The sequence below is a fragment of the Mycobacterium heckeshornense genome, assembly GCF_016592155.1.
In the GTDB taxonomy this organism is placed as follows: domain Bacteria; phylum Actinomycetota; class Actinomycetes; order Mycobacteriales; family Mycobacteriaceae; genus Mycobacterium; species Mycobacterium heckeshornense.
The window spans coordinates 4,899,364-4,910,289 of sequence record NZ_AP024237.1 but is presented as its reverse complement, the minus strand read 5'-3'; the positions used below and the strand labels follow the sequence as shown (position 1 = coordinate 4,910,289).

Genomic DNA, 10,926 nt, shown 5'->3' with positions numbered 1-10,926 from the left:
TCTTGCGAGAATTCGCCAGCGAGATCCTGACTCGGTCAAAGGGATCACCGATTTCTACCGCGACGGCATTCACGCCACGGGCGTGGATCAGCTCGCTGAGCATGCGCGCGTGTCCAAGCATCGCGTATCGCGTTTTGCTCTGTTCGAGACCCTGATGGCCCGGGGCATCCCACCGTCGGACAGGATGCCAACGGCTGGTCACACGGCACTGTGGATTCGTGCAGCGCAAGGCGTATTACGAAGAGTGCCAACGGTATTGAGACCGGACGGCTCCGACCCTGGGCGCGGGTGGGCGGTCGTGGGCTCAGTGACGGACTGTGCCGGCAGCGCGCCCCACTGGTTTTCATTGTTATGTTTGGCTGAACCCGTGGCGATCAGACGCCGATGACGGTCAGGAAGTGTTCCAGCCCTCGGAAGTCATCGACGTTGCGTGTGTAGAGCGGGAGGTCTGCGGCCACGGCCGTGGCGGCGATCAACAGATCGACGGCTCGCGGGCCACGCGCCTTACGCCCCGCCGCGACGACCGTGGCGTAGATGCGCCCGTAGGCCCTCGCCGAATCGCCGTCGAACGGCAGCGGATCGAAGCTGGCCTCAGCTCGTTGTAGGCGATCTTGACGTCGCGCTCGCTCACCGGCATCGGTCGTCGCATGAGGGCCAGCGGAAAGCTCAGCCATGGTAAGGGCGCTGATTGCGAGTTCCATTGGTAGCTGCGTGGCGGCGATGTGATCTAGATCGATCACGACGGAGGTGTCAATGAGCCCGCGAGACGGACGACGTGCATCAGCCACGAGGCGCGATCTCCTGGCTGACGGTCCGATCGAGATCGGCCCGGAACCGATCGAACGCCACCCGCGGACCACCCCTAAATGCGGCGACGGCCGCTTCAGCGCTTATGAACCGATGCCTACGTAACGGGGAAAGCTCGCCGACCGGGATTCCATTCCTGGTCACGACGAAAGACTCGCCTTGGTCAAGCTGGCGCATGATCTCGCCACTGTTATTGCGTAGCTCCCGCTGAGTGATCTGCTTAACCACACCGACATCGTAGCATGTGTGCTACGCATGGATCTCCATGCCGGCTGTCACTCACCTTCAACAGCGGCGTGGCCCCTCAAGCGCCACCTGTTCGGCGCCCATCGCGTCGATGATGTAGATCTACCGCCCCACTGAAAAGCCCTTCGCCACAAGGGTTCCTACGTATCGATGCGGCCCGCCGGCGATTTCTCAGTCAATGCGGCGCTTAGTCGCCGCGTCACCGCGGAAAGCTGCTCACCCAGGCCGATGACCGCTGCGGCGCTCATCGGCTTGGCGCGGGGGACCAGGCTGAGCATCAAGGCGATGCGCGCCCCGTGCTCCAGGATCGGCGAGTCGATGTGGCTCACCTCGTAGGTGCGGTCCGGGTCCAGGCTGATGGGGAACCACTCTTCGGTGTGGATGAGTTCGTCGGTCAGCGCCTGCGCCAGCTGGCTGAGCCGGGTGGACCGTACTTCGGCACTACGCACGATCTGCGCCAGCTCCCGCAGGCGCAGATCGGGCAGGATGTGCAGACCGACTGCGTAGCCACGCCGCTTGGCCGCTGCCAACGCCTCGCGGTAGCGATCGCGCACGTCCTCGGGCAGGGAGGCTAGCCAGCGCTCCCGAGCCTCCGGCGAGGCCCAGGCAACGATCGGCGCCCCATACGGCGGGCGGTGCGGGAACTGGGTGCCAACCGGCATCGGGTGACCGCCGCCGTGTGGGCTTCGGACCTGGTCCACGACGGTGGAGCAGTCATCGCTTACCGAGAAGGCGATGCAGTGCGCGCCTGTCGTGGCCGACAGCTCGGCCATCGCAGAGCGGGCCAGCACCAGGGCCGGATAGCGGCTCGCCGCTTCCCGGCCGAGCCGGATCAGGGCGGGACCGAGGTGGTAGGTCTTGCGAACCGGGTCGCGCAGCAGCCAGCCGGCCCGGAGCAGTTCGGACAGCATCGAGTGGCAGCTGGCCTTATGGACGCTCAAGTGACGCGACACTTCGGCCAATGTCATCCCCCGGCTTCCATCCTCGGCCAGCTGCTCGAAGAGGGTCACCACCCGCTCGGTCTGCGGCGAGGGACGCGGAGCCATACGCCATATGGTCGCATAATACGACCAGTTGCGGTGGCATGCGCGACCATGTGACCATTGCCACAATGACTGACCTGCGCGGCAAAACGGCGGTCGTAACCGGCGGAGCCGGAGGCATCGGCCAAGCCCTGGGCAGGCGTTTCGGCCGCGAGGGCATGAACGTGGTGCTCGCCGATGTCCTCGCCGAACCGCTGGACGGGGCAACCCGGGCACTCGCCGACGAGGGCATCGAGGCGGTCGGCGTGGTCACCGACGTCACCGACTATTCCTCGGTCGAATCACTCGCCAACCAGGCGCTCGATCGCTTCGGCGCGGTGCACGTGGTGTGCAACAACGCCGGCACCGGCGCGGTCTCCGAGGGCTACATGTGGGAGCACGACCTGGCCGATTGGCGCTGGGGTATCGACGTCAACGTGCTGGGCGTCGTCCATGGCATCAAGGCTTTCGTGCCCATCCTGCTCGAGCAGGGCGAGGGACATGTGGTCAACACCTGCTCGGGCAACGGCGGATTCGCACCGATTGCCCGGGGCGCCCTGGGCGGACCGGCCACGGCGGTCTACCCGATGACCAAGGCCGCTGTGCTCTGCCTGACCGAAAGCCTCTACAGCCACCTGGAGATGACCGGGACGCGGGTGCGGGCGCATGTTCTATTTCCCAGCGGCTTTTTGAACACCGGCATCTGGGAGTCGTGGCGGCACCGGCCGCAGCGCTACGCCGCAACTCAGCAACGCCGCACCCCCGAGCACACACTGGCCGACGTTGTGGCCGGCTTCGCGGCCGCCGGCACGCGTGTCGAGTTCACTCCGCTGGAAACGGTCGCTGACCAAGTGGTGGACGGAATCCTGGCTGACCGCTTCTGGATGATGGGCCCACCGACACCCGCAGACGGCGTCGTGACCCGCAAAGCGGCATCGATCCTGGCGCGCCGCAACCCCGATTACCTGATCGACGTTCTGGGCCAGAGCGCCGAGAAGCAGCCTGCCATCGAAGGAGAAAAGCGTTGAGCACCAATGTGATTCGCTACGGTCCTCGACCACCGGGAGAGCAAGTCGATCACGAGATCGACGCCACCAAGGCACCCATCGCCACCGAAGCGGTGACCGTCACGTACCTGACCGATCCGGAGATCGTCGCGGCCGTACTGCCGAGGCCGCTGGAGCCGGCGGCTGAGCCGGTGGTGCGGGTCCAGCTGCAACGGGTGGCGATAGAAGGCAGGCCGCCGTTCGGGTCGGCGGTGTTTTCGGTGACCGCCCGGCACGGCGACCTGGAGGGCGACTATCCGCTGGTCATGCCCCAGTCGACCGAACAGTCGGTCACGGGCGGACGCGAAACGTTCGGCGAGCCAAAAAAGTTGGCCCACATCGAGGTAGAGCGTGACGGCGATCGCGTCACCGCCACCGTCGACCGGCTGGGCTATCAGCTGATCAGAGTCCACGGTGAGGTCACCGGCTCGGCGGCCCTGCCGCCCGACCAGGTGAACACCGAGTTCTACTTCAAGTTCCTGCGTGCCCCCGACGGCAACGGCATCACCGACCCGCACCTGGTCTACGGCGAGTACCACCGCCACTACGAGCTGCTGGAGAACATCAACGGCACACTCGAATTGGGGGAATCTCCATTGGATCCGGTGGCGGACATTGCGATTCGCCAGATCAGGTCGATCACCTGGTGTCGCCGGCGCACCGTCCAGGTGGGACGCATCGCGGCGCGGGTGCCGGCCGAGTGGCTGCTGCCGTATGTGCACCAGCGCTACGACGACGTGGCACTGCTCGCCGCTCCCCGACCCGAGCCAACGCGGGTGTAGCGATGGATCGGTACACGGTCATTTCGGCTGACTGCCACGCCGGCGCGGATCTGCTCGACTACCGCGAGTACCTCGAGCCGCAGTACCGCGACGAATTCGACGGCTGGGCAAAGACATACGTCAACCCGTTCAGCGACCTCACCGAGCCCGACGCCGAACGCAACTGGAACAGCGACCGGCGTAACGCTGACCTGGATCGAGAGGGCATTGCGGGGGAAGTCATTTACCCCAATACCGTGCCGCCGTTTTTCCCCCAGGCGAGCTTGGCCGCGCCCCCGCCGGAGACCGCACGGGAGCTCGAGCTGCGGTGGGCCGGCCTGCGTGCGCACAATCGGTGGCTGGCCGACTTCTGCTCCGCCTCGCCCGAGCGGCGCGCCGGGGTGGGCCAGATCCTGCTCGGCGATCTCGACCAGGCGGTTGCCGAGGTGGCACAGATCGCCAGACTGGGGCTGCGTGGCGGTGTGCTGCTGCCCGGCGTCGTCCCCGGCACCGGCATCCCCCCGCTCTACGCCGAGCACTGGGAGCCGCTGTGGGCGGCGTGCGAGCAGGCGGGCGTGGTGGTCAACCACCACGGCGGCAACGCCGGGCCGAGTCCGCTCGACGGGTGGGGCAGCTCGTTCGCGGTGTGGGTGTACGAGACGCACTGGTGGGCGCATCGGGCGCTGTGGCACCTGATCTTCAGCGGCGCACTGGACCGCCACCCGGAGCTCACCGTGGTCTTCACCGAGCAAGGCGCCGGGTGGATACCGGCGACGCTGGACTCGCTGGACGTGGCGGCGGCCCGTTACCGCCGGGCTAGCTCGGCGATCGCCCGCTTCGCCGGGCCCACCGCCGGGTCGCTGCCCCTCAAGCCCAGCCAGTACTGGGCCCGCCAATGTTACGTCGGTGCCAGCTTCATGCGGCCGGTCGAATGCGCCGAGCGCCACCGCATCGGCGTCGAGAAGATCATGTGGGGAAGCGACTACCCACACTACGAAGGGACCACTCCCTACACCCGGGAGGCGCTGCGCCACACCTTCAGCGGTGTCCCGGCCGACGAGGTCGCGGCCATGGTGGGCGGGAACGCGGCGGCCGTGTACGGCTTCGATCTGGAGGTTCTTGCAGCGTTGGCCCAACGAATCGGCCCGACCGTGGCCGAGATCGCCGAGCCGCTGCCGGCCGTGCCGGCCGACGCGAGCAGCACCGTCTTCGAACCCGACCCCATCCGTGCCTGGTAGCGAAAGGACCGAAGTGGCCCCCCAAAACAGCTACGTCGTCATCTCCGCAGACACCCACGCCGAGCTGCCCACCGAGCGCTACCGCGAGTACGTCGACCCCGAATACCGGGAGGACTTCGAGGCCTACCTGGCGGAGAAGCAGGCCGCGGCGCGGGCGGGTGGGTTCATCGACGAGGAGTTCGCGCAAGCGTGGTTCACCGAGCACGGCGACGGCATCGCCGGCGGATGGGATGTTTCCCTGCGGGACAAGGAGCTCGACGGCGACGGGGTGGTCGGCGAGGTCATCTTCCCCGACGCCGACGCCGTGACCGGGGTCGCCGGCGCGCCGTTCGGCGCCGGACTGGGCCAGTCGGGGGACCTCGACCCGGGCCGCGCAATGGCCGGCGCGCGGGCCCACAACCGCTGGTTGGCCGAACTGTGCAGCCACAGCCCCGAGCGGCGGGCCGGGGTCGCGGTCGTGCCGATACTGGCCGACGTCGACGCGGCGGTGGCCGAGATCACCCGCGCCGCGGAGTCCGGACTGCGGGGCGGGATCCTGATCCCCGCCCGCTGGGTGGGCTACCCGCCCTACCACGACCGTCGCTACGACAAGGTCTGGGCCGCCTGCCAGGACCTGCAGATGCCGGTGCACACCCACTCCGGTCCCGCCTCGCAGGAGGAGTACGGCGGACATCTGGGCATCTACGTCACCGAGGTGCGCTGGTGGGGCGTTCGGCCGCTATGGTTCGCGTTGTGGTCGGGGGTGTTCGAGCGGTTTCCCCGGCTGCGATGGGGCGTCACCGAGTGCGGTGCCTTCTGGGCCAACGACCTGCTCTGGCTGATGGACACCCGGTACCTGCGTGAGCACTCGGCCAAGAAGATGAGCCATCGGATGGAGGGCGATCTGACGATGCCGCCCTCGGCCTACTTCGACCGGAACTGTTTTATCGGCGCCACCACCACGGAACGCCGGGAGCTGGCGCGGCGCTACGAGATTGGCGTGTCAAACATGCTGTGGGGCAATGACTTCCCGCATCCGGAGGGAACCTGGCCGCACACCCGCGACTGGCTGCGTCGCTCCTTTTGGGATGTCCCCATCGCGGAGACCCGGCAAATGCTGGGCCTGGCGGCAGCCGAAATCTACAACTTCGATCTCGACGCGCTGGCTCCACAGGCCGAGCGCATCGGCCCGACCCCCGAGGACCTCGGCCAGGACGATGCGGTGAGCATCCCCAAGTGGGAGACCGCCCGCCGGACCGGCCGCCACTGGCTGACGGGCGCAGAGCCCATCCCGGACCTGGTGGAGAAGTGAGCGTGTAAGCGGGGAAACCAAGTGCGCCGATGTGCGCAGCACCCCTCCCAACGTTTCGCCCCTTTGGTTTCTATCCTCCCCGTTTAGAATGCGAATCCGGATCTGGACCGGCACGGTTGCGCACACCACCGAAGCGGGTCCCAGAGGAAGGAACAACGTCTTCAATGGCAGAAAGCGTCGAGGAGCTATTCGGACTGACCGGCAAAATAGCGGTCGTCACCGGCGCCGCCGCTGGCATAGGTCTGGGTGTCGCGCGAGTCCTCGCACTGGCCGGCGCCACGGTGGTACTTGCCGACCTCGACCACGCCGAAGCCCGACGTCAAGCCGCGGCCCTCACCGCAGCAGGACACCAGGCAGTAGCCGTCGCCGTGGATGTCGGCGAGGAGACGTCGATTGTCGAAGCATGTGGGCACATCGTCGAAACCGTTGGAGTGCCATGGCTGTTGGTAAACAACGCAGCGTTGCAGGATCGTGAATACCTGCTCGACGCGACCGCTTCAGAATGGGACCGCGTTCACAACGTCAATGTTCGCGGCGCATTCCTCATGACACGCGAGACGGCGCGGGCAATGGTCGCCGCCCAACAGGGCGGCAGAATCGTCAACATCGCATCCAACGCGTTGCGCGGAGGACTGATTAAAGGCCTCGTCTCGTACACCTCATCGAAAGGGGCTCTTGCAGCTCTGAGCATTGCGTCCGCGTTCGAGCTCGCCGAGCACTCAATCACCGTCAACACGATCCTTCCCGGTGCGGTCATCACCCCCGGTGCAATGAATGCCAAAGGCCCGCTCAGTGTCGGACCCGCGACACGCCAGACACCGTTCGGCTTTCAGCAGCCCGACGAGATCGGCGCCGCGGTGCTATTTTTCGCTTCCACCGCGGCGCGACCTATTACCAATCAGGTCCTCGCGGTAGACGGCGGGTTCTCTATCAGCTGAGCGGTTCTTGGGTCGACAAACGCTGATCAGCGGAAGCGGACGCTGGCCGTCGCCAGGCCGAAGATCTTTCGGCCATCAGATTTGGCGGAGATGATGACGACACCGCTGCGGGTTGCCGGATCCAGCGCCTTGATGCGGCCGCTGAATTCGATGTCTGCGCCCTCGGTGGCCGACACGACCGCGGGCTGCGACAGCCGCACCGCGTAGCGCGTGACCGCGCCGGGGTCACCGGACCATGCCGAGACGAACCCGGCACCCAAACCCATGGTGAGCATGCCGTGGGCGATCACATCGGGCAGCCCGGCCAGTTTGGCGATGTCCTCGTCCCAGTGAATCGGGTTGGCGTCGCCGGCCACGCCGGCATAGTTCACCAGGTCACCGCGGGACAGGCGCGCATGGCGCGCGGGTAGCTCGTCGCCGACCTGGACGTCTTCGAAGGATGGCGTCCCCGGTGTGCGGGTCGCGCCGCCCTCGGCGATTCGAACGTCGCCGTCGGGGCGCAGCGTCTTCTCGTAGTCGGCATCGGATTCGCCGATTGCGGCGAGGTCCACGTCGTGCATCATCGCCTTCTGCGCGGCAGTCTTGATCGCCGGATCGACATCGTCGGCGGTGACGCCGACGACGGTGGTGTGCAGGGTGTGCACCCGTTCGCCGGCAGTATCGGTGAAGGTATTGGTCACGGTGATCAGGTCTCGGCCGGCGATGCGTCGCACCGACGTCAGTTCGACGTCGACGTGCAGCTCGTCGCCGGCGACGATCGGTCGGTGCTGCTCGAAGACTTCTTCGGTCTGCACATAGGTGTGGTAGCCCACGACCACCTTTTCGAACATGCGGCGATTGCAGGCCATGCCCGGGACCGACGTGAATGTCAACGGCGCGACCAGATCCGGGTAGCCCAACTCCGCGGCGGCGCCGACGTCCCAGTGTGCGGGGTGATAGTCCTGCACCGCCCGGGCGTACTCGCGCAGCTTCTCGCGGCCGACCAGATAGGTGCGGTCCATCTGGTAGTAGTGGCCGACCCGCGATTCGAGCGCCGATGCTTCTGCTGCTGTGGTCATGAATGTGCCCAACTTTTCTACTCGCCTCTTCGCTGAGGCTGACCACAGCACACTAACGCGCCGCCGGACATTGACAGCAATCAGCGTTTGACCTGTGGCCGCGCCGGTGCAGTGGGCGGTCCTCAGCCGGTCCGAGGTGGACCGAGCGGCGTCGCCGCCAAGCCGCGGCTCTAGTCTGAACCCGCATTGCGGAGGCTCGGGCAGAAGGGAGGCCACGATGAGTTGGCCCGCGCAACCGGCCGGGGCCACCCAGCCACTGGGATCCGGAGAGCTGAACGCGTCGACGCCGCCACCAAAGCCACGTCGCCGCGAACCGCGCTGGTATTGCACAATCGGAGGCTGGCGCGGGCTGTGCTGGCTGGGCGGGGGAGTCGCAGCCAGCGTGGCCATCGGCTGGTACATCGTCTTCAGTCCCGGCGAAAGCGGATCCAAGGCGCAGTGGTTCTTCGGCGCCGTTGTTTTCGGTGTCGGCCTGATAGCCCTCTGGCAGACCGTCGCCATCCAGCGGCAGGCGGCCCGGAACGCGGCCGAGTCCCACGAACGCCTGCGCAGCCAGCTGGCCGCCGCCGAGGAACGGTCTGCCCGCGAGCTGGCCTTGACCCGACGGTTGCACCAGACCGAAATGGAAGCTCAACGGGCGTTGCACCGCGCGGAGATGGAAGCTCAACGGGAACTGGCTCGCGCCGAGCGCGCGCACCTGCTCCAACGGCTGCAAAAGCAAGCGCTGGTCGAGGTATCGCGCGCTGTCGGTGCGCACACCCGGATGCTGGCCCTCCTGTGGGACGAAGGGGCGAGGGTCCTGCGCTTCGATGACCGCGACCAACGGGAGCAAGCCATGACTCCGATCATCGAGCGGATCGCTCAGGTGGTGGACGACTTTGCGGTCGAGATCGACAACGCCCACCTGCTCGTCGAGGACGAGCACCTGCATCGCGCGCTGCAGCACGTCAACGAGGCTGCGGTGATGGCGATGCGGGTCGCCGAGGAGGTGCACGCCGCCGTCGTCGAAGGCCATCAACCACATCCCAATCCCATTCCTGCGGTGCAGCGCCTCATGTACAAGAGGGCCACGGAGGCCCGGCGTCTCGCATGGGATTTGCTTCGCGCCGGTCTGCGCGATCGCGGTTAGCGTGGCTCGTGATGCGGGACCAGGCCGATACTCGTCTGTACCGCTGGCCAACCGATTGACCGCAGGAGGCGCCGTGGCCTGGGACTTTTCCACCGAGCCGGAATTCCAGAAGAAGCTCGACTGGGTTGAGGAATTCTGCCGCGAAGAGATCGAGCCTCTCGAGTACGTCTTCCCCTACGCCGTCCGTTCACCGGACCCCGTGGTGAAGGGCTACGTCCGCGGCCTGCAGCAGCAGATCAAAGAACGCGGGCTTTGGGCGATCTTCCTCGACAAGAAGCTTGGCGGCCCGGGTTTCGGCCAGCTGAAGCTTGCGCTGCTCAACGAGGTCATCGGCCGGTATCCGTCGGCGCCGGCGATGTTCGGCGCCGCGGCGCCTGACACGGGCAACATGGAAATGCTGGCCGCCTACGGAACCGAGGAACAGAAGCAGCGGTGGCTCAAGCCGCTGCTCAACCAGGACATTTTTTCCGCCTATTCGATGACCGAACCGCAGGGCGGTTCGGATCCCAACCTGTTCAAGACCCACGCGGTCCGTGACGGCGACGAGTGGGTGATCAACGGCGAGAAGTGGTTCACCTCGGCGGGCCGGGTGGCCGACATCTTATTCGTCATGTGCACCAACGGGATGTTCGTGGTGCCGCGCAAGACGCCCGGCGTCGAGATCATGCCGGAGCCCCGCAACCACAACCACATCATCTACCGTGACGTCCGCGTGCCCCTCGACCACCTGCTGGGCCCGGAGGATGGCGCCAAGGTGCTCGCCCAGCGTCGCCTCGGCGGTGGCCGCATCCATCACGCCATGCGCACCATCGCCCAATGCAAATTGGCGCTGGACATGATGTGCGAGCGGGCGCTGTCGCGAGAATCGCACGGCAAGGTCATCGCCGAACACCAGATGGTGCAGGAAAAGATCGCTGACTCCTACGCCGAGCTGCTGCAGCTGCGGCTGATGGTGCTTTACACGGCGTGGAAGATCGACAACACGAGCACGCAGGAGGCCCGCACCGAGATTGCGGCCGTCAAGTTCACGATGGCCAAGGCTCTGCGAGAGATATCCTTCCGCGCACTGCACATCTTCGGCTCGCTCGGCACGACCGACCTGACTCCGCTGCAAGCGATGTACGCCGGCGCGCCCACCATGGGTATCGCCGATGGAGTCGACGAGGTGCACAAGGCTACCGTTGCCCGACGGCTCCTGGCACAGTACCGGCCGCAGCAGCACCCGTACTGGCCGACGGAGTACATTCCGGCCAAACGCGAGGCGGCGTGGAAGAAGTTTGAGCCAAAGTTTCAGGCACAGCCCGAATTACGTGCGTCGGCCGAGGCCTACAAGAAATACTTCGCCGCCCGGCGCTCCGGCTAGCGGGAAGCGAAAACATTTGAGCAACAG

Annotated in this window: 11 protein-coding genes; 7 read left to right on the top strand and 4 right to left on the bottom strand. The window is 66.4% G+C overall.

Going from position 1 to position 10,926, the window contains the following annotated elements; all coding sequences use genetic code 11:
* Nucleotides 1–374: 374 nt before the first annotated feature.
* The 3 genes from MHEC_RS23610 to MHEC_RS23600 form a co-directional block, all read right to left on the bottom strand.
* Nucleotides 375–788 carry a type II toxin-antitoxin system VapC family toxin gene (locus MHEC_RS23610; protein WP_048891353.1) on the bottom strand — a complete coding sequence of 138 codons (414 nt, stop codon included), beginning with the start codon at nt 786–788 and terminating at the stop codon, nt 375–377.
* Complete coding sequence (locus tag MHEC_RS23605) at nt 781–1,035, bottom strand: type II toxin-antitoxin system Phd/YefM family antitoxin (protein WP_071700057.1); 255 nt, start codon at nt 1,033–1,035, stop codon at nt 781–783. The genes MHEC_RS23610 and MHEC_RS23605 overlap by 8 nt, the downstream gene beginning before the upstream one ends.
* 158 nt (nt 1,036–1,193) lie before the next feature.
* Nucleotides 1,194–2,099 (bottom strand): IclR family transcriptional regulator, encoded by a 906-nt coding sequence (locus tag MHEC_RS23600; protein WP_048891352.1) that lies wholly within the window; start codon nt 2,097–2,099, stop codon nt 1,194–1,196.
* Nucleotides 2,100–2,164: 65 nt separating this feature from the next.
* Between MHEC_RS23600 and MHEC_RS23595 the strand changes: the two genes are divergently transcribed.
* The 5 genes from MHEC_RS23595 to MHEC_RS23575 are packed head-to-tail and all read left to right on the top strand — an operon-like array spanning nt 2,165 to nt 7,349.
* Nucleotides 2,165–3,103 carry an SDR family NAD(P)-dependent oxidoreductase gene (locus MHEC_RS23595; protein ID WP_172442175.1) on the top strand — a complete coding sequence of 313 codons (939 nt, stop codon included), beginning with the start codon at nt 2,165–2,167 and terminating at the stop codon, nt 3,101–3,103.
* Nucleotides 3,100–3,903 (top strand): acetoacetate decarboxylase family protein, encoded by an 804-nt coding sequence (locus MHEC_RS23590; RefSeq protein WP_048891351.1) that lies wholly within the window; start codon nt 3,100–3,102, stop codon nt 3,901–3,903. Before MHEC_RS23595 ends, MHEC_RS23590 begins: the two co-directional genes overlap by 4 nt.
* A 2-nt stretch (nt 3,904–3,905) precedes the next feature.
* Complete coding sequence (locus MHEC_RS23585; RefSeq protein WP_048891350.1) at nt 3,906–5,120, top strand: amidohydrolase family protein; 1,215 nt, start codon at nt 3,906–3,908, stop codon at nt 5,118–5,120.
* A 13-nt stretch (nt 5,121–5,133) separates the two neighbouring features.
* Nucleotides 5,134–6,411: an amidohydrolase family protein gene (locus MHEC_RS23580; RefSeq protein WP_048891408.1), complete on the top strand. Its 1,278-nt coding sequence runs from the start codon at nt 5,134–5,136 to the stop codon at nt 6,409–6,411.
* Nucleotides 6,412–6,440: 29 nt separating this feature from the next.
* Nucleotides 6,441–7,349, top strand: coding sequence for an SDR family NAD(P)-dependent oxidoreductase (locus tag MHEC_RS23575; protein ID WP_327037185.1), 909 nt, complete (start codon nt 6,441–6,443; stop codon nt 7,347–7,349).
* 26 nt (nt 7,350–7,375) lie between these two features.
* Here the strand turns inward: MHEC_RS23575 and MHEC_RS23570 are convergent, their stop codons facing one another.
* Nucleotides 7,376–8,407, bottom strand: a complete 1,032-nt coding sequence (locus MHEC_RS23570) for a fused (3R)-hydroxyacyl-ACP dehydratase subunits HadA/HadB (RefSeq protein ID WP_048891348.1) — start codon at nt 8,405–8,407, stop codon at nt 7,376–7,378.
* A 217-nt stretch (nt 8,408–8,624) separates the two neighbouring features.
* Here MHEC_RS23570 and MHEC_RS23565 point away from each other — a divergent pair, with 217 nt between their 5' ends.
* Nucleotides 8,625–9,536 (top strand): hypothetical protein, encoded by a 912-nt coding sequence (locus MHEC_RS23565; RefSeq protein ID WP_235434789.1) that lies wholly within the window; start codon nt 8,625–8,627, stop codon nt 9,534–9,536.
* Between the two features lie 73 nt (nt 9,537–9,609).
* On the top strand, nt 9,610–10,899 hold the full coding sequence (locus MHEC_RS23560) for an acyl-CoA dehydrogenase family protein (protein WP_048891346.1): 1,290 nt from the start codon (nt 9,610–9,612) through the stop codon (nt 10,897–10,899).
* Nucleotides 10,900–10,926 lie beyond the last annotated feature (27 nt).

Excerpts from the sequence above, each read along its gene's own strand:
- MHEC_RS23565 (WP_235434789.1), top strand. The coding sequence starts at position 8,625 with ATGAGTTGGCCCGCGCAACCGGCCGGGGCCACCCAGCCACTGGGATCC.
- MHEC_RS23570 (WP_048891348.1), bottom strand. The coding sequence starts at position 8,407 with ATGACCACAGCAGCAGAAGCATCGGCGCTCGAATCGCGGGTCGGCCAC.
- MHEC_RS23600 (WP_048891352.1), bottom strand. The coding sequence starts at position 2,099 with ATGGCTCCGCGTCCCTCGCCGCAGACCGAGCGGGTGGTGACCCTCTTC.
- MHEC_RS23595 (WP_172442175.1), top strand. The coding sequence starts at position 2,165 with ATGACTGACCTGCGCGGCAAAACGGCGGTCGTAACCGGCGGAGCCGGA.
- MHEC_RS23585 (WP_048891350.1), top strand. The coding sequence starts at position 3,906 with ATGGATCGGTACACGGTCATTTCGGCTGACTGCCACGCCGGCGCGGAT.
- MHEC_RS23575 (WP_327037185.1), top strand. The coding sequence starts at position 6,441 with ATGTGCGCAGCACCCCTCCCAACGTTTCGCCCCTTTGGTTTCTATCCT.